This window comes from Vibrio sp. STUT-A11, from assembly GCF_026000435.1.
Classification (GTDB): Bacteria; Pseudomonadota; Gammaproteobacteria; order Enterobacterales; family Vibrionaceae; genus Vibrio.
This window is the reverse complement of record NZ_AP026764.1, coordinates 1,061,978-1,081,047: the sequence shown is the minus strand read 5'-3', so window position 1 is coordinate 1,081,047 and position 19,070 is coordinate 1,061,978. Positions and strand designations below refer to the sequence as shown.

The window sequence follows — 19,070 nt, the reverse complement described above, 5'->3', positions numbered from 1 at the left end:
ATTGTGATAAAAAAACAGGGCCAGATGGCCCTGTTGTGTAATATTTGCAGAAATTTTTAGTGAATATCTGACCAGTTAAAAGTCACCTTGCTGTCTCGCGACTAAGGTAAGGATCGTATAAAGTGCAACGGGCTTTCCTTCCTGATTGCACACTTCGACATCCCAGGCCACAACACCCTGTGCCTGTTCTTCAGCAGAACGCTGGCGCTTCTTAATTTTCTTCTTACACGTCAAATGAACCTGAATGGTATCGCCGATTTTAACCGGCTCGATAAACCTCAGTCCTTCCATTCCATAGTTGGCGAGGACAGGCCCTGGTGCGGCTTCCACAAACAGACCTGCAGCGGCTGAAATGACGAAGTACCCGTGCGCAACCCTTTCACCAAACATGGAGTCTTTTGCCGCAATCTTATCCATATGTGCATAGAAGTGATCACCACTCAAACAACCAAAGTTAACAATATCCGCTTCTGTTATCGTTCTTCTTGCTGTCGTAAGGGTTTCGCCGATTTGCAGATCTTCGAAGTACTTTTTGAACGGATGTATAGGTTCAGAGACCGTTTCAGCCCCGCGAACCCACTCTCGACCTATTTTAGCCAGCATGGTTGGTGAGCCTTGAATCGCGGTGCGCTGCATGTAATGTTTTACTCCACGCAACCCACCCATTTCTTCACCGCCACCAGCACGTCCCGGACCACCATGAACAAGCATTGGCAGCGGAGAGCCATGACCAGTAGACTCCTTGGATGATTCTTCATTCAATACGTGTAAACGGCCGTGCGACGAACCAATTTCAAGTGCAAGCTGAGCAGCGACACTGACCGAAGCGGTAACGATACTGCCTACTAAGCTGCCCTGACCTTTTTTGGCTAACACTGCTGCATCGCTAAGGTCGCTGTATGGCATAAGTGTACATACCGGACCAAATGCCTCGACAGAATGGACTTCCTCTACCTCATGAGGGTTGTTGCAGCGAAGCAGAGTTGGCGGATAGAAAGCGCCCTCACTTGGGCCCTGAACACTCATGTCTGACGTATTTCCACCCGTCAGTACATCGCAATAATTGGATAACGTTGTGACTTTTTCTTTGACGTCGTCTAGTTGGCTTTTACTCACCAACGCGCCCATCTTAACGCCTTCAATTGCAGGGTCACCGACGACAACTTTCTCGAGTTTTGACGTTAGTGCAGTTGCAACTTCATCAATCAAATGTTCGGGTACTATGGCACGGCGAATCGCGGTACATTTTTGTCCTGCTTTCACTGTCATCTCGCGAGCCACTTCACGTACAAACAGCGCGAACTCCGGCATATCAGGCGTAACATCAGCACCTAAAATGGCACAGTTCAACGAGTCAGCTTCCATCGTGAATGGAATAGATTTCTGCGTGATCGAAGGGTGAGAGCGCAGCATTTGACCTGTTTGCGCTGAACCAGTGAATGTTACGACATCTTGATACTCGAGGTGCTCGAACATGTCGCCGACAGAGCCACAGATAACCTGAATAGCCCCTTCAGGCACAATACCGCTGTCTTGCATCGCTTTAACCATTGCTTGCGTCAGATATGCGGTTTCTGTTGCCGGCTTAACTATCGCCGCCACACCGCCTAACCATGTCGGCGCAAGCTTCTCTAACATACCCCAGCAAGGAAAGTTGTACGCATTAATGTGAAGAGCTACGCCCGTTTTACTAGTCAGAAAGTGCCGAGCCGCGAAGCCGCCTTCCTTAGAAAGAGGCAGTAATTCATCTTCCGGCCAAATGGTGTCGTTCGGTAGCTCACGGTTGGCAAGACTAGAGTAATTGAACAAGGTACTGACACCCCCTTCAATATCAATCCAAGAATCCATTCTCGTTGCGCCAGTGTGTTGTGAAAGCGCGTAAAATTCTTCCTTTCTGGAAAGCAGGTACTTAGCCAAATCTTTGATCATATTGGCACGTTCTAAGAACGTCATTTTGGAAAGCGCTTTAGTGCCTCGCTCTCTTCCGTATTCCAGGACCTTAGAAGAATCCATGCCATCCGCATTGACCTGATACAACGCTTCACTGGTAATTGCACTTGAAACCACACGTGGCTTCCCACTTCCAAAATACCATTCTCCGGCTACGTAACTGGTTAATTGTTCCATTTCTATACCTCGTTAATCCTTAATGCTGTAGCAATTGCCTCACTAGAGTTTTCCACCAAATGACATGCTGAATTCGGCGTTAGCACATCACTTATGAAAATGGCTGTGTTGTTCATCTTTAAAACAAGTTCTGACTCACAAAATCACAATTCATTAACAACCATGATACACAACCACAATTTTAAATGATACGTTTAAATTATCATTTGACCTAATTATGTGTCACGTGATTGGGAAATTAATTTATTTAAATGGGACTTACAAAGGAATCAGTATGTTTAAATCAACCGTAGCTAAAGGCCTGGCAGGATTGCTCGCTTCCACTCTATTGGTGAGTCACAGTGCTCAAGCACAAACGCACGAACTAAAAATCGCAACATGGCTCAGTCCAATGCAGACAATGAATGCTGATGTACTGCCAACTTGGGGGAAATGGATAGAAGAAGCCACTGATGGACGTGTCACGATTAAACTGGAATACGACTTGGCTCACCCCAAAAGTCTTGTTGAATTAGTCGAAGATGGCGCGGTTGATGCCGCTTGGACATTTCATGGTTACCTCCCAGGGCGTTTTCGTTTAACTCAAATTGCTGAGCTTCCGGGCAACAAGGCCGGTGGTGAAGCCGCTTCTGTCGCTCACTGGCGCGTTAACGAGAAATACTTTAAAAACTCATTTGAATACAACGGAGTTGAACTGGCCGGGGTATTTGTTCATGGACCAGGACAAGTCCATATGCGTGAGCCTATCGAATCTCTTAAAGATCTGAAAGGCAAAAAAATGCGTGTAGGTGGTGGTATTTCCACTGAAGTAGGTAACCTTCTGGGAGTCTCGGGAGTAAGCGCACCTGCGACAAAAGCGTATGAGATGCTATCGCAAGGTGTAGCAGATGGTCTGTTCATGCAAATGGACATGATGAAAGCCGCTCGCTTTAAAGATGTCGCACCATACAGCTACAAGCTACCAACTGGTTTATATCTCGGTTCATTTGGCATTTTCATCAGTCCTCAATTTATGGAAAAACTCTCTGAAGAAGATCGTCAGGCAATCAGAAGCGTATCTGGCGAAAAGTTATCCGCACTTGCCGGCCGTTACTGGTCTAAAGCCGACGAAATTGGTGAAGCTGATATTATCTCGTCAGGCAGCAAAGTAGAGAACTTGTCTGATGAAGATGTTCAATACTATGAGCAACTGACTCAAGGTCTAGACGATAAATGGGTGAAATCGGTTAAGTCACGTAAAGTCGACGCCCCAGCAGCATTAACCGAGTTCAGAAAAATCGTTAATGACTACGAGCCAATCGAGCTTTAGGAATCAATGATGAACAACTCATTAATTTGGTTTACCAAAAGTTGGGAGTCTACTGCCCAACTTTTGGATAAGTTTCTGAAGCTGTGTGCGTGTCTGATATTACTCTCAATGATGCTGCTTACCTGTATCGATGTAGTAGGACGCTACCTGTTTGAAAAGCCAGTAACCGGAAGTGTAGAACTCACAGAGTTACTTTTAGGTGCGCTCATTTTCTCTACGATGCCGTTGGTGACATGGCGTAAAGAGCACATAAGCGTTGACCTGGCCGATAGCATCATTCCCAGAAAGGTAAAAAACATACGCGATATGGGGTTTGATGCCGTGGTTTCTCTTTGTCTCTCAGTTATGGGATTCAAAGTCTGGGAACTGGGTGACCGAGCACTGATGTACGGCGAGATGACCGAATATCTCGAAATCCCAACCTATTATTTTGTCTATTTTCTGGCTATTTCATGCTGGCTAACCGCAATCACTTCGCTTGTTTTAGTGGTTACGCGAATCTTTAACAAAGAGTATTTAAATCAGAGGGATTGATATGACTATTGCCTTAATTGGTTTCGCAGTACTGATGATACTAATACTGTTAAGAATGCCGATCGCGTTTGCAATGGGTGTGGTGGGATTTATAGGTTATGCAGCTTTGGGGGACTGGAATTTTAATGGCGCACTAACTATCAGTGCTAAGCGACTGATCGACACAGCGCAGGATTACGGTTTGTCGGTCATTCCTATGTTCATTCTGATGGGGAACTTAATCACTCGAGCGGGAATGTCTCAAGAACTGTACCGAGCTTGTTATGCGTTTTTGGGTCACTATCGAGGGGGATTAGCAATGGCGACCGTAGCAGCGTGTGGTGGCTTCTCTGCCATTTCTGGCTCTAGCTTGGCGACATCGGCAACCATGGCTAAGGTTGCCATGCCTTCGATGAGAAAGTATGGATATTCAGATGGCTTAGCTGCAGCTTCCATTGCGGCTGGTGGAACGCTAGGGATCTTGATCCCGCCAAGTGTCATTCTGATCATCTATGGCGTACTCACCGAACAGAGCATTCGTGACCTATTCGCAGCAGGATTTATCCCGGGCATGCTTGGTATCTTCATGTACCTTTTAGCAACAAAATACGTTGTATGGCGCAACCCAAATGCAGGCCCTAAAGGTGAAAAGATGTCTAAGGAAGATAAAAAAGCCGCGCTGAAGTCTGTCTCGGGTATTCTTGGATTATTCGCACTGGTGATGGGTGGAATATATCTGGGCGCTTTTACCCCTACAGAAGCGGCTGGTATTGGTGCCGGTGGTGCCTTTGCTATTGCACTCTACCGCCGCTCTCTCACCCTCATAGTGCTTAAAGAGATCCTGATTGATACCGCGAGAACTTCAACCATGCTGTTTGGGGTCATTATCGGTGCGCTAATTTATTCCAACTTTGTAAACCGTACTGGTTTGCCACATGAGCTCGTCACCTGGATGTCGTCTTTCGGCGCAGAACCAATCTATGTCATTCTGGCTATCATGGGGATTTACATCCTACTCGGCACGGTGTTCGAAAGTCTGTCGATGCTTCTGCTGACAGTTCCAGTGTTCTACCCATTGGTTGCAAGCTTAGGCTTTGATCTGGTCTGGTTTGGTATTGTGGTCGTGGTTGTCACTGAGATCAGTCTTATTACCCCTCCGGTAGGATTAAACATTTTTGTGCTCAGTAGCGTCGTCAAAGACATCAAAACCAGCACGATATTCAAAGGCGTCACTCCTTATTGGTGCGCAGATATCGTTAGATTACTGTTGTTACTACTTATTCCGCCATTGTCTCTATGGCTCCCAAGTATCATGTGACAAACTAACATCATCATAGCGATATTCTTTAGGATGAAAGCGTCTTAAAGAGTATCGCTAACCTTTTATCGTCAACGTTTCACTAAATTGATTATCTAGCAGCTTATATACGCTTTTGCCCTCTCCACTTATCCAGTTCAAGACTTCATCATTTGTTATCAACAAAGGCATACGATGATGAAATTCGCTGCATTGTTCATTTGGCTCTGTTGTTAATGTGACAAGATCTTTTCCATCATTCAAAGCAATACCTGCCATATATAAAACATTGCTCTCGCCAAGGCTGAATAGATATTTGGTCTTTTTGTCGTTTTCTTCTTTCCACTCATACCAGCCCGAACATGGAACAATGACTCTGTTAAATTCAAATGCATGAGCAAATGTTGCCTTAACTGCGACGGTTTCGGCTTTAGCATTAAAGATAAGGTTATTTGCCCAATCAGGTTTTATACCCCAGGGTAAGTCAAGTTGTTGAAGTTCACCGTGCAATAGCCCAACGACAGAAACAATCTGTGTCGGGCTAAGGTCTCTATTAGTATCCGTTTTAAAACTGATCCCAAGCTGTTCAGAAACAATTTCGCAAAGCGGTTCGTTAATAACATTTAACCGTCCACACATATCACACTCCTACGAAACAACTGATGAAATACACATTATAGCTACTTTTTGAACCATCATGTTTGCATACATTAGAGACGTTCACACTCAGGAGTCAATACCAGAAGGTTATACATTAAAGTTATATCAATCAATCATTTAAAAAACAAAACCTTCTCTTACCTGCCAGTATTAAATGTAAATTAAAGTCAAAGAATTTCAAAAATTGAATAGCCTTTTCCTTTTTCGAACTAACCTGATGGCTAATCAAGTGTTAACTTAACCTTAACATCTTACATAAGGTAAAAACCGTCGATAGGTAAAAGCTGACGATTTTATTCAGCCCACAGAAAAATAATAGCCTGACTAAAAAAGCGCTTTACAAAATACACTCTACTCACAATTGGACGTTTAAGTATGAATACGATTATTAAAAAGACTGCTGCCACTGCATTGTCATCACTTCTGCTAGCTTCGCCTGCGTTCGCCGCAGACGTTACATTGCGCTTCGGGCACTTTTGGCCTTCTGTATCTGATATTCATAAAGAGATCTATCAAAAGTGGGCTGACAACGTTGAAGCGGACTCCAATGGCCGTATCAACGTAGAGTTATACCCGTCTTCTACTCTCGCGAAACCACCAGCCCAATATGATGCCGTTAAACACCGTATTTTAGATATGACCGCAACGGTGCAAGGCTACTCAGCTAACCGCTTTCCTCTGACTCAAATCGTTGAGCTGCCAGGGGTGGTACAAAATGCAACTCAAGGTTCTTGTGTTATTCAGAAGCTATACGAAGAAGGCGCGTTTGCAAACGAATACAAGGATTCTAAACCGCTATTCCTATTTACCCACGGTGCCGGCTTATTGCACGTGAAAGGCAAAAATATTGAGCAACCTAGTGATCTGGAAGGTCTGCGTATTCGCCGTCCAACAGCAGTTATCGGCGGCTTACTAGAAGAGCTTGGTGCGTTACCTGTCGGTATGCCTGCGCCACAATCTTATCAATCTCTTCAGCGCGGCGTGATTGATGGTGTCGCTCTTCCTTGGGAAGGCGTAAAGAGCTTTAGAATAAATGAACTTGCGGAAAACCATACTGAAGTAGGTGGACTGTACTCTCTGGCATTCATCGTAACGATGAATACTGACGTCTACAATTCGCTTGATGATGAACTTAAAGCGGTTATCGACAAGAACTCAGGAGCTGCGTGGTCACAAATTGCAGCGCAAGTTTTTGATGATTTGGACAGCAAAGGGTTGGAAGAAGCTCAAGCGGCTGGGCACACCATCAATCGCATTGAAGAGTTAAACAACGAAACAACCTGGAAACCAATTTTCGATAAAGTGATCGAAAACTACTTGTCTGATTTAGAATCGAAAGGACTAGCCGCACGCGACGTATACAAGCGCGCAATGGAACTTTCTCAAGACTGTATTTAAAGCCAGAACAAGGGAATGAGATTATGAAAACACTCATCAACCTAGTCAATCGTGCGGCACATATTGCCCACTTGGGCGCAGGTTTTATTTTGGTGTCGATGATGTTCATCACTCTTGCTGATGTCATCACTAGAGCGATTTTTGATTTTACTGATGGCGGCATCGACTGGACTTTTGTTGGGGGCATCGAGCTGATCAAGTTTGGTTTGCTATTTGCCATTTTGCTGACCCTGCCTCACTCGGTCGCTAAGTCTCAGGTCATCGTTGATCTGTTTACCGAGAAAATGAATCAGCGCCTGAAGATATATCTTGAAGCTTTCTACAACCTCGGTTTTGCACTACTAGGCGCAGGTATGTCAGTGCGCTTCTATGAAGCGATTGAATCGGCATCTCTTACCGGAGAAACCACACAGGATTTACAGATCCCGCTTCAATATATCTATGTAGGAGTGGTTATTGCGACGGTGCTACTTGCAGTCCGAGCGTTAATCATCGCAGGCGAGTTGGTTTTCCACTGTCATAAACAAGCGACTAAAAGTGGCGGTGATGCGCCAGCAAAGTCAAGCACCAAAAAAAGTAACGTGCAACAACGAAACAAAGAGGAGTTAGTCTAATGGATGCTTCAACGATTGGTCTAATTTGTATTGCGTTAATGTTGGTAATGATGGCATTCAGAGCTCCTATCGCGTTATCTATGGCGGTAACTGGGTTTGTTGGGTTCGGCTCTATTGTTGCTTTTCCTTCTGCAATGGCGATTCTGGATAGCGGCCCATTTGAGACCCTGTCTAACTATAGCTTTAGCCCTATTCCTATGTTTATCCTCATGGGGGTATTTGCCTCTAAAGCACAAATGTCTCAAGAGCTGTTTCATGGTGCAAGAACGCTATTTGGTCGCTGGCGTGGTGGTATGGCACTGGCAGCAGTAACATCTTGTGGTGTGTTCTCAGCTATCTCAGGCTCTTCTCTGGCGACTGCGGCGAGCATGTCTCGCGTCGCCTTGCCAGAAATGGAAAAGAATGGCTACGCAATGTCTTTGGCTACGGGGACACTGGCGGCAGGTGGTACGTTAGGCATCATGATCCCGCCTTCTATCGCCCTTCTGCTTTACGCCTTGATCACAGAGCAGTCTGTGGGTGATATGTTTATCGCTGGCCTAATTCCTGGATTACTCGGCCTGTTCCTATACTGTGCGACCATTGCTATCACAGTATGGTTAAAACCCGAGCTTGCAACACCAGGTGAGAAGACTTCCTTTGCAGAGAAAGTTAAAGGGCTTAAAGGCTTGGTTCCATTTACGGGTATCTTCGCTTTAATCATTCTCGGTATTTACTTTGGTCTGTTTACTCCAACTGAAGCGGCAGCTATTGGCGCGGCAGGTACGTTAGTTATCGCCCTATTCCGAGGAATGAAGTGGAAACAATTTATTGAAGCGGTAGAAGAAACGCTCGCCATCTCTTCCATGATCTTCTTTATGATCATCGGTGCCGAGATTTTTGGCTACTTCCTTTCAGTTTCAAGAATTTCTTACACATTGGTAGAAGTGGTTGATAGCTTGCAACTTTCTCCATACATGGTTCTGTTTGCGGTACTGTTGCTGTTCATCCTACTAGGCTGTGTGATGGATAGTATTGCGATGCTACTACTTACTGTTCCAGTGGTTTACCCACTCATTCAGGCAGCAGGCTTTGACCCAATCTGGTTCGGTATCGTTGCCGTTATTACCGTTGAACTCGGTCTAATTACACCGCCAGTTGGGATGAACGTATTTGTCATCAAGTCTTTAGCACCAGATGTTTCCATTAAAGATATGTATAAAGGCGTTTTCCCGTTCGTCATGTCAGATGTCACTCGACTGCTATTGATCATCGGCTTCCCATCGCTCGCTTTGGGACTTCTATAATGACCCCTAAAACCCTCGCCACACGGACTGTGGTGAGGGCTTCATCCCCTACCCAACTTTCCGGAGAATCTAATGAAAATCTTTAGATCAGGTATTTGTGTGCCTGCGATAACTTACGCCCTAGGTTTGCTGTTATCCGTCAGTGCTTCAGCCAAAACCGATGTCATCTTATTAGGAACGGGGACTCCTGTTCCCGACGCAAACCGCTCTGGCCCATCGACCGCCGTTGTGTACAACGATACTGCATTTATCTTTGATGCGGGCGGTGGCATGGTTCAAAAAGCCATTGAAGCAGCACAAAAGAAAGGCATCAAAGCCCTCTACCCTACCAACATCAAACACGTTTTCATCACCCACCTTCACAGTGACCATATTCTGGATATCTCAGAATTGGCAGCAACCTATTGGTGGCGACGTGACGACAAAGTATCGCTTTATGGCCCTGTCGGTACGGAAAAATTTGTCACTGGCTACTATGACATGTTGTCGGTTGATATTGGTTTACGCACAAGTGGTAAACAGCCGTTAAAAGACCCGACTAACTACCAGATGAACGTGACGGAATACACTGAAAGTAACACCGTTTACGATCAAGATGGCGTCAAAATCGAAGCGTTTACCGTGCCTCATGGTGATATCCGCCCTGCGTTTGGCTACAAAGTGACAACGCCAGACAAAACTGTGGTCATCAGTGGTGATACTGCTTATTCAGACAAGATGATCGAAGTCGCGAAAGGGGCTGATGTACTGGTGCACGAAGTGATCAGTGAGCAAGGGCTCTCAAAACTTTCTGAGTTTTGGCAAAATTATCATTCCACAAGTCACACCAGAACCAGTGAGCTAGCAAAGATAGCCTCTGAAGCAAAACCTAAATTGCTGGTGCTTAGCCATATCCTCCATTACAGCGCGCCTATCGAATCCGTAGTGGAAGAAATACAGGCGAGCTACGACGGAGAAGTCGTACTCGGTAATGATCTGGATATTTTTTAATCCTGCCATTCACTAATATTCCGTGTCAAATGGGTTGAGCTGTCTGAAAGAAGTCGGGCTCAACCCAGATTTATTTTTAAAGAATCGAGAGAAATACGCCGGGTCCTCAAATCCCAGATTGTAGGCAATTTGGTCAACATGTAATTGGGTATACAGAAGGCTTCGTTTCGCTTCCACAAATAGCCGCTCTGCAATAATCGCTTTTGCCGCTACCCCTTTTGATTTGCGACATACGCGATTTAACGTCGAAACAGACGTTTGCAGCGCTTGCGCATATTGAGCGACAGTCCAATGACGACGATAGTTATTCTCTAGTAGTTTTTGGAATTGATAGTAGTGACTATTTATGGAACCACCAACGTTGGTCTCTTCGTCTTGTTGCTTTATTGCTCGGAACAGAGTCAATAAAATCATCTTTGCTAACCATTCAGAGGCTTGTCTCATTCCCACATCGTGAGCATTTAATTCAGATGACAATAAATTACAATAATCATGCAGTTGAGTAAGAACCTTATCCTCGGTTGAAAATGAGAGCACTCTTGGCTTATCCAGAACCGTCTCAAATACACTTTCTGCATACGATAACGCCGAATGTTGAATCATCGGTTCCGCGATACTGACAACATATCCCTCCGTATTCGGCGAAAAAACAAAGCCATGAACGACCCCAGTAGGAATTGCAATCACGCTGGCATTATTAACATGTATCTTTTTATTATCTAAGGATATTTTCGCATTTCCATTATCCAGAACTAAGATTTGGAATAGCTTTCCATGGCGATGTGGCTTAATACGCCACCCTCTGGTTTCGCTGCGAGCAGCAATGGTCTCCACGTGAACAAACTCGGAATTATTGCTGTCACTCTCTTCTCCATATAAGAAGAACCTTGGCACATCAGATATCGAACTCATCACCTACCTACCCGATAAAAAAACATCACACCATGACCTAAAAGTACAAGAAATTGCTCTGTATGTGAATGGAGAGAATCACACTTTATTAACAAAATAGAAACACAAGGAATCACTACAAGCGGAGTGCTTAAAATGGAAGTTATCAAAACACAAGTTGCAATTATTGGCTCTGGCCCTTCAGGTCTATTACTAGGTCAACTGCTTGCGAAACAAGGTATCGACAATGTCATTGTAGAACGTTCAACTGCGGATCATGTTCTGTCCAGAATACGTGCAGGCATCCTTGAGCAAGGTTTTGTAGACCTCATCAGAGAAGCGGGATGTAACGCTCGTTTGGACAAAGAAGGGCATGTTCATGACGGCTTCCAAATTAGTGTCGACGGCGAAAGTACCAGAATCAACCTGAAAGAGCGCACTGGCGGCAAAGTCGTGACTTGTTACGGGCAGACAGAAATCACACGAGATATGATGGAAGCAAGAAGTGCTGCTGGCCTACCAAGCTATTACAACGCGCCAGTTACCGAGATTGTCGCGCCTGACTCTTCTAACCCTGCGGTTCGATTTGAGCACGAAGGTACCCTTTATGAATTGCAATGTGATTTTATTGCTGGTTGTGATGGGTTCCATGGTGTATCCCGACCAACGATTCCAGATACCATCCGTAAAGAATATGAGCGAGTCTACCCGTTTGGTTGGCTTGGCCTACTAAGCGATACCCCACCTGTTGATGACGAATTGATTTACTGTAAACACCCACGAGGCTTTGCTTTAGCCAGCCAACGTTCATCCACTCGTTCACGCTATTACTTACAGGTTCCCGCAACGGATAAAGTTGAAGATTGGAGCGACGATAAGTTTTGGGACGAACTGAAAAAACGCTTACCAGCTGAAGCGAGCAAAAACTTACAAACCGGACCTAGTATCGAAAAAAGTATCGCGCCACTGCGTTCATTTGTGTGTGAACCGATGCAATATGGTCGATTGTTTCTAGTGGGTGACTCTGCACACATTGTACCGCCGACCGGTGCCAAAGGGCTTAACCTGGCAGCCTCTGACGTGGCGACGTTGTACAAGATCATGACTCAAGTTTACAAAAACGACGACATGGAGTGCATCAAGCAATATTCAGATATCTGCTTACGACGAGTATGGCACGGTGAGCGTTTCTCATGGTGGATGACCAATATGCTGCATGACTTTGACGAACTCAGCGTGAACAACACGGATGGCGCTATATTCAGTCACCTCATGACATCTGAACTGGATTACTGCCTGCATAGTGAATCAGGTAAAACGATGATTGCCGAGCAGTATGTCGGTTTACCGTATGAAGAGATTAAGCCGACAAAATAGTACTCTTTAGTATGCAACAACCCCTGCCAATTAAGGATGCTGACGTATCCTTAATTGGCTTAATCACGGTAAATCGTTTGACGAACCCAAAGTGGAATCAGCTCTGACAGATTGTCCAAACTCATTTCTGCCCATCTTTGATTCAGTGAATCTTAGCTAAATCAAATTGGTCCCTGTCCTCGTAAATGTCTTTACTCATTTGCCTTCATTTCATGCCACGTTTTAGCGCCAAGAATAGTTCAAGCCAAATATGTATTGATAATAATTATCATTACATAAATAAATTATGTTATTATCAATAACTAAGAAGATCACTATTTGAGTTAATCCACATTGAAGTTCTCGTTTTTCCACCAATCACTTATCCCTATCTGGGTAATAGGTCTTGTTACTGCAGTTTTCTGTTTCCTCACCATTGAGTTCTATGAATCGAGAAGATTGCATGCTCAACTAACAACTCAATTTAGCAGCAAGGTCAAATCACTTGAACAATCAACGGCAGCCCTTTCTGAGTTGCTCTACTCCACTCATAAATTTATGCAAAATGGAAACAACCCGACTCAAGAACAGTTCCAAAATTTTCTCAACGATAGAACTGAAATAGGTTCAGGTATTAACTCTGTATTTTGGCTACCACTGACCGCTTTAAGTGACGTGAATCAGTTTAAAGCGCAAGCTGAAGATGATGGCTTGCTTGGTTTTCAGCTATTTCCAGATATCCAACAAACCGCATCATGTGCAAATTGGTTAGAAGAAGCCACACTGCCTGTTTACTATGTTTCACCTCAATTTGAAGCCAGCGACTATTTGGGACAGAGGTTAGACACAAACTGTAATGATGCTACAGCAATGGAGCAGGCACTGTATCAGCAAGACATCACTACCAGTATATTCAATGAGGATGGTATTCAAGGTATGCGGATGTTTCTTCCTGTAATGGAAAGAGATGGCAAGCTACAAGGTTTTGTGGTGGTAAGTATACTATTGTATGAATTTTTAGGTGTGGCATGGAAGAGTGAAATAAACTCGAAGAAACTAAACATCTCGGTGCTTAACCTCAGTGAACAAACACATACCATTGTTTTCCAATCACATATCAATGTCGCCCTAAAGAAAACCTCTGGTTTTGAAAGAAAAATATCCCATACCCAAGAAGTGACTTTACCGACTATAGGTCAACGGTGGCAGATATCCGTTTCAACAATAGAGGACAAGTATAGCGTGCTGATTTACGGCTCAGCAGCAGTAGTACTTATATTGTTGCTTACCGCATCAGTCTCGTTTGGCGTTGCTTTTTATGCTCATCGGCTAAGGGTCTCCGAACAGTTAGTAAAAGAGAAAACCCGCAGCCTTGAGATCCAGGCGACGCAAGATGAACTTACTGGACTGTTGAATAGAAAAGCACTCAGCGGACAAATAAATTTCCAGCGGAGACAAATTGAGACACGGCAAAGTGTAGGATTTTCGATTCTCTTTATCGACCTTGATAGGTTTAAAATTGTCAACGACTCCATGGGGCACCTGATCGGTGATCTCGTCCTAAAAGAAGTCGCTAATCGTCTCAAAAACAGCATTCGAAAAGAGGATATTTGTTTTCGTTTAGGTGGAGATGAATTTGTGGTGTGCCTACCTAATCAAGTTGATAAGCAAGTTACACGAGACTTATGCCAACGTTTTTCCAACCTCCTCACAAAGCCATATTACATCCATGGCCAAACCTGTCATTTAGGTGCAAGTATCGGGGTGTCAATTGTTACTTCATCCACTCAGTCACTCGCAAGTATTTTACGTGAAGCTGATACGGCGATGTACAAAGCCAAAGAATCAGGCGCTGAAAAAGTCATCTTTTTCAATGAAAATATGTTTACTGCGGCCAAGCAGCGTTTTGTGCTAGAACAAGACCTCATTAAAGCCGTCAAGGAAGAGCAACTTTCTTTGGCGTTTCAACCCATCTATTGCCAAAAGAAAGAACAAGTATCTGGTTTTGAAGCGCTACTTCGATGGAACCATCCAGTGAAAGGGTTAATATCTCCGGCCGAGTTTATCCCGGTAGCAGAAGAAACAGGCCTTATCATACAGATTGGCGACTGGGTCGTGAGGCAGGTCTGTCAGACTTTAGAGCAACTTTGGCAGAATCATTCACTCACCCATACGCCTAGAATCAATATCAACGTGTCAGCAAAACAATTCGAATCAAAGCATATCATCCGAACATTGCAAGACACTCTCAACATCTATCAATTCCCGCCTCATTTATTGGGGATTGAAATCACAGAGTCGTTTTTACTCAATCACTCACCATGTACGGTTAAAGCGTTAGAGGAAATTAAAAAACTCGGCGTCATTATTTATCTTGATGATTTTGGTACGGGTTACTCTTCCCTTTCAGTACTTAGTGAGTATCCCGTTGATATCGTAAAAATGGATCGCAGTTTTGTTCGCAATATTGATCATAATGCACATAAGTCTGCCCAATTATGCCAAGCCATTATCTCTATGTCTCATGCGATTTCATTGGATGTGGTTGCTGAAGGTGTAGAGACTGAAATACAGCTTGCAACACTACACAATTACGGTTGTAACTTTATTCAAGGCTTCCTAAAAGCTAAGCCCGTGAGTAAAGCAGACATGTCACAATACCTGAGTTACAAACCAAATGAGTGACGATATCAAAGCTGGTTGATAGCTTAAAATACAACTCAAAGAAGATATATGAGAAAAAACAAAGCGGTCCGTTAGTTTGGACCGCTTAACAAGGAGAGAATGAACAAGTCGTCGAACGACTATTTTGACTCGATCAACATCGTACCGGAGCCAGTATTTGAGATCGGTGCGTGGTAGCTGCTTTGCAACACATTCAGCTCACCTTGTAGCGTTCCGCGCATACCAAGCCACATGTTCAGTTCAGGGCCTTGAGCGCCACCCTCTTTGATAAGATCAAGAACAGAAAGTTTGGTCAGACACTCTGGCTCGTAAACCAGTTTATCCATGCAGTACAGGTCAAACTCTTTGTTAATAAACCCTGCACGCTCGCCGTCCAGCTGGTGTGAAAGACCGCCTGTGCCAAGCACAACCACTTTCAAGTCTTGATCGAAGCTTTCAACTGCCGCAGCAATCTGTTTACCCAGGTCGTAACAACGCTTTGGAGAAGGCATTGGATGCTGCTCACAGTTGATACAAACAGGAATAACCTGAACATTATCGTACGAGTAATTCGGCCATAGAAGCTGCATAGGAACCGTCAGACCGTGGTCGACTTTCATTTCCTGACAAATCGTGATGTCGAATTCATTTTCAACCAAGTGGTTGGAAATGTGCCACGCTAAGTCTGGAGACCCTTTCACATCTGGAATCGTTTGAATACCCCAACCTTCGTCGGCGTTTTCATAACGGTCTGCGACACCAATAGCAAAGGTCGGCTTCTTATCGATGAAGAATTCCAGACCATGGTCGTTGTAAAACAGAATCGCAACGTCTGGCTTTTCTTCCCCTAACCATTTAAGAATCGGAGGATACGCATCAAACAACGGCTTCCAGTACGGTTCCTGTTGTTGATTGTTTTCTATCGCTTTGCCGATAGCAGGGATATGTGAAGTACCGATACCACCTATAATTTTTGCCATGATTATTTCCCCGCGTCGACTAACATTTGCTTAAATTCTTCAACCGTTTTTCCGGTTTGAATCGCACCAATATCTTGCATATTCAGACCAAGCATGCCGGCAAACTTAGCCAAATAGTAAATACTTCCGCCAAGCTTTAGTAAGCCAAGCACATCACGATTTTGAATCGCGACTTTCTGCTCTTCCGTCAGACCAAACTTATCGCAGTAAGCCATTTCATCACGCTGAAACTCTTCGCGAGCCGCAGCCGTGTTGAGAGAAAAGCACATCTTGTTCAGACCGTAACCTTTACGAGCCATTTCACCGTCAAACAGAACGGTACCTTCAATTGAGGACTTGTTATCAAGATAAGACATTTTAAGCTTCCTCCGACCAGTACAGTTTCATCGGGTTAGTGACAAGCAGCGCTTGTTGCAGTTCTTCCGATGGTGCGATTTTTGGGATCACATCAACAAGGTGACCGTCATCTGGCGTGTGTGATTTCATGTTTGGATGCGGCCAGTCAGTACCCCACAGTACACGTTCAGGGAAGCGTTCAACCAACTCACGAGCGAAAGGAACCACGTCTGAGTAGTCTGGTGGCGTTAGCGTCAAACGCTCTGGACAGGTCACTTTCGTCCAGATCTGCGGGTTACTCTCCATCATGTTAATGAACTTCTCGAACTCTTCGCTGTAGACGCCTTTCGAGACATCAGGACGTCCCATGTGGTCGATGACAACGGTCATATCAAGTTCATTCAGGAATGGCGCAACTTCATCGATATCCTGAGCTTCAAAGTAGACAACAACATGCCAGCCCAGTGGACGAATTTTATCGGCAATCTGCTTAAGCGTTTCTTTTGGCGCGGTATCAACAAGACGTTTCACAAAGTTAAAACGCACACCACGAACGCCGGCTTTATCCATCAGTTGCAGCTCTTCGTCAGTGACGGTTTCATCGACAAAGGCAATGCCGCGAGCTAAATCACCAGCGGTGTTGAGCGCATCTACCAAAGCAGCGTTGTCTGTACCGTGGCAAGACGCCTGAACAATAACGTTGCGGCTGAAGCCGAGGTAATCTCTTAGTGCGAATAACTGCTCTTTAGAGGCATCACACGGCGTGTACTTACGTTTTGGCGAGTAAGGGAATTTACTTGCTGGGCCAAATACGTGGCAATGGCTATCCACAGCACCTTCCGGCACCTTAAACTCGGGTTCGCTTGGATTAGGGTGAAAAGGCAGATAATCCTTGTCCATGGTCAGTCCTTATATTCTATCTATTTGTATACACGATTCCGTCGAACAACTTTCGGGCTGTACGCAAAATGGCTGCAGCTTGGACTTGGCTGTCTTTTATATCCAACACTACGCTCATTTTGCCTATCGGGTGTTCAACGTCTACCGCTAAAGTTTCACTTTGCTCGATTGATGCCAGTTTTTGTGCAGGCGACCCCGTTAAAATGCAGGCACTCGCGACACTCACGGCTCCCAGTACACCTATGGAAGCATGGCAGCGGTGAGGGATAAAGGTACGAGTAGAGATAGCGCCGCCGTACTGGGCTTTGCTCACCAATGTCATTTTAGGTACCGATAATTGGGCAACATCACCGAGATTCATTAGCGGTCCTGCTTGCAGCCGTATTGATTCCAGCTTTTGTTTTAGTTCCGCGCTATTGTCGAGTTGGTCGCGACTTTCATCGCCGGAAATACCGAGGTCTTGAGCATTGATGACGACAACAGGCATGCCGTTATCAATTAAGGTCACCTCAATACCATCAATCACATCAACGACATTGCCGCTCGGCAGCAGTGCGCCACAAGTTGATCCGGCAGTATCTTCGAACGTAACCGCAATCGGCGCAGCGCTACCTGGAACACCATCAATTTCACAGTCACCTTCGTAGGTCACTTGTCGGTTCGGCGTATTCACGGTCACCGTCACGATTTGATCGGTGTTCTCCATGTAGATTCTTACTGTCGTTTGCTTTTCTTGGGCTTCCACGATGCCTCGCTCTATCGCAAATGGCGCAACACCCGCTAAGATATTGCCACAATTTTGCTTAGTGCTGATCAATGGTTGATCCACAAACACTTGTAAGAAAAGATAATCTACATCGACACCATCTCTTTCAGATGGTGAAACGATCGCAACTTTAGAAGTCAGGGGATCGGCACCGCCAATCCCATCAATTTGACGCTCGTCAGGTGAGCCCATTGCCGCGAGAAGAAAGCTTTCCAGACAAGACTGGTCTGAAGGCAGGTCACTTTTAACAAAGTATGCGCCTTTTGAAGTACCCGCTCTCATCCACATACAAGGGGCTTGGTTAGACATATTTGAGCCCTTTTTCTGCTAAACGCTCACGCATATTATAGATGTCCAGGCCAAGTTCGCCGTTTGCTAAGCGAACACGTTTCGCCTCTTCTCTCTCGATGCGGTCGAGTGCAGCAACAAGTACTTGTTTTGCTTCGTCGCGACGAACAACCACAACACCGTCTTCATCTGCGACCATAACATCACCCGGGTAGACGATTTCTTCTGCACAGGTCATTGGCACGTTCACTGAACCCAATGTTTCTTTAATAGTGCCTTCACTGAAGATGGTTTTTGACCATACCGGGAAGTTCATTTCGCGCAAATCTCGCGTATCACGTACACCGCCCTCGATGATCAGACCAACCACACCACGCGCTTGAGCTGAAGTAGCCAATAAGTCACCAAAGAAACCGTGGTTGGATGGCGAAGTTGGAGCGAAGACTAAAAAGTCACCGTCCTGAGCTTGTTCAATTGCCACGTGCATCATCCAGTTGTCACCCGCAGCACCAGAAATGGTCAGTGCTGAGCCTGCTACTGCATCACATTGGAAGATTGGGCGCATGTAGTGTGCCAGCAGGCCGCGACGACCTTGAGCTTCATGGATAGTAGCAACGCCACATTTGCGCAGACCTTCAATCACGTCTTTGTCTGCACGTTGAATATTCTGAACTACAACATTATTTTGCATAATA

17 protein-coding genes are annotated in these 19,070 nt (G+C 45.0%); 9 read left to right on the top strand and 8 right to left on the bottom strand.

Annotation, left to right across the window (positions count from 1 at the left end):
* Positions 1-75: 75 nt before the first annotated feature.
* A complete protein-coding gene (gene paaZ / locus OO774_RS20485) occupies positions 76-2,127 on the bottom strand; it encodes a phenylacetic acid degradation bifunctional protein PaaZ (protein ID WP_264906305.1) in 2,052 nt (683 codons plus the stop codon).
* A gap of 274 nt (positions 2,128-2,401) precedes the next feature.
* Here paaZ and OO774_RS20480 point away from each other — a divergent pair, with 274 nt between their 5' ends.
* Genes OO774_RS20480 through OO774_RS20470 form a run of 3 tightly spaced genes read left to right on the top strand, consistent with a single transcriptional unit; the run spans position 2,402 to position 5,267 of the window.
* On the top strand, positions 2,402-3,436 hold the full coding sequence (locus tag OO774_RS20480; RefSeq protein ID WP_264906303.1) for a TRAP transporter substrate-binding protein: 1,035 nt from the start codon (positions 2,402-2,404) through the stop codon (positions 3,434-3,436).
* A gap of 6 nt (positions 3,437-3,442) precedes the next feature.
* Complete coding sequence (locus OO774_RS20475) at positions 3,443-3,970, top strand: TRAP transporter small permease (protein ID WP_264906302.1); 528 nt, start codon at positions 3,443-3,445, stop codon at positions 3,968-3,970.
* 1 nt (position 3,971) lies between these two features.
* Positions 3,972-5,267 (top strand): TRAP transporter large permease, encoded by a 1,296-nt coding sequence (locus tag OO774_RS20470; protein ID WP_264906301.1) that lies wholly within the window; start codon positions 3,972-3,974, stop codon positions 5,265-5,267.
* Between the two features lie 57 nt (positions 5,268-5,324).
* Here OO774_RS20470 and OO774_RS20465 read toward each other — a convergent pair whose 3' ends face one another.
* Positions 5,325-5,885, bottom strand: a complete 561-nt coding sequence (locus OO774_RS20465) for an SOS response-associated peptidase (RefSeq protein ID WP_264906299.1) — start codon at positions 5,883-5,885, stop codon at positions 5,325-5,327.
* A 396-nt stretch (positions 5,886-6,281) separates the two neighbouring features.
* Between OO774_RS20465 and OO774_RS20460 the strand changes: the two genes are divergently transcribed.
* The 4 genes from OO774_RS20460 (at position 6,282) to OO774_RS20445 (ending at position 10,194) form a co-directional block, all read left to right on the top strand.
* Positions 6,282-7,304 (top strand): TRAP transporter substrate-binding protein, encoded by a 1,023-nt coding sequence (locus OO774_RS20460; protein WP_264906298.1) that lies wholly within the window; start codon positions 6,282-6,284, stop codon positions 7,302-7,304.
* A 23-nt stretch (positions 7,305-7,327) separates the two neighbouring features.
* Positions 7,328-7,918 (top strand): TRAP transporter small permease, encoded by a 591-nt coding sequence (locus OO774_RS20455; RefSeq protein ID WP_264906297.1) that lies wholly within the window; start codon positions 7,328-7,330, stop codon positions 7,916-7,918.
* Entirely contained in the window at positions 7,918-9,204 is a 1,287-nt protein-coding gene (locus OO774_RS20450) for a TRAP transporter large permease (RefSeq protein ID WP_264906295.1), read from the top strand. Before OO774_RS20455 ends, OO774_RS20450 begins: the two co-directional genes overlap by 1 nt.
* Positions 9,205-9,276: 72 nt before the next feature.
* Positions 9,277-10,194: an MBL fold metallo-hydrolase gene (locus OO774_RS20445; protein WP_264906294.1), complete on the top strand. Its 918-nt coding sequence runs from the start codon at positions 9,277-9,279 to the stop codon at positions 10,192-10,194.
* 12 nt (positions 10,195-10,206) lie between these two features.
* Here OO774_RS20445 and OO774_RS20440 read toward each other — a convergent pair whose 3' ends face one another.
* Positions 10,207-11,106: a helix-turn-helix domain-containing protein gene (locus tag OO774_RS20440; RefSeq protein WP_264906293.1), complete on the bottom strand. Its 900-nt coding sequence runs from the start codon at positions 11,104-11,106 to the stop codon at positions 10,207-10,209.
* Positions 11,107-11,241: 135 nt separating this feature from the next.
* Between OO774_RS20440 and pobA the strand changes: the two genes are divergently transcribed.
* Together pobA and OO774_RS20430 are read left to right on the top strand one after the other, a co-directional pair.
* Positions 11,242-12,462: a 4-hydroxybenzoate 3-monooxygenase gene (gene pobA / locus OO774_RS20435; protein ID WP_264906292.1), complete on the top strand. Its 1,221-nt coding sequence runs from the start codon at positions 11,242-11,244 to the stop codon at positions 12,460-12,462.
* Positions 12,463-12,900: 438 nt separating this feature from the next.
* Positions 12,901-15,126 carry an EAL domain-containing protein gene (locus OO774_RS20430; protein WP_264906290.1) on the top strand — a complete coding sequence of 742 codons (2,226 nt, stop codon included), beginning with the start codon at positions 12,901-12,903 and terminating at the stop codon, positions 15,124-15,126.
* Positions 15,127-15,245: 119 nt separating this feature from the next.
* Here OO774_RS20430 and OO774_RS20425 read toward each other — a convergent pair whose 3' ends face one another.
* From OO774_RS20425 to OO774_RS20405, 5 genes are read right to left on the bottom strand one after another with little or no spacing between them, the layout of a single operon-like run.
* On the bottom strand, positions 15,246-16,085 hold the full coding sequence (locus OO774_RS20425; protein ID WP_065300965.1) for a class III extradiol dioxygenase family protein: 840 nt from the start codon (positions 16,083-16,085) through the stop codon (positions 15,246-15,248).
* 2 nt (positions 16,086-16,087) lie between these two features.
* Complete coding sequence (locus OO774_RS20420; protein WP_014233887.1) at positions 16,088-16,441, bottom strand: protocatechuate 4,5-dioxygenase subunit alpha; 354 nt, start codon at positions 16,439-16,441, stop codon at positions 16,088-16,090.
* Position 16,442: 1 nt separating this feature from the next.
* Positions 16,443-17,321: an amidohydrolase family protein gene (locus tag OO774_RS20415; protein ID WP_264906282.1), complete on the bottom strand. Its 879-nt coding sequence runs from the start codon at positions 17,319-17,321 to the stop codon at positions 16,443-16,445.
* Positions 17,322-17,337: 16 nt separating this feature from the next.
* Positions 17,338-18,396: a 4-oxalomesaconate tautomerase gene (locus tag OO774_RS20410; protein WP_264906280.1), complete on the bottom strand. Its 1,059-nt coding sequence runs from the start codon at positions 18,394-18,396 to the stop codon at positions 17,338-17,340.
* Complete coding sequence (locus OO774_RS20405; RefSeq protein ID WP_264906278.1) at positions 18,389-19,066, bottom strand: 4-carboxy-4-hydroxy-2-oxoadipate aldolase/oxaloacetate decarboxylase; 678 nt, start codon at positions 19,064-19,066, stop codon at positions 18,389-18,391. Before OO774_RS20405 ends, OO774_RS20410 begins: the two co-directional genes overlap by 8 nt.
* Between the last annotated feature and the right edge of the window lie 4 nt (positions 19,067-19,070).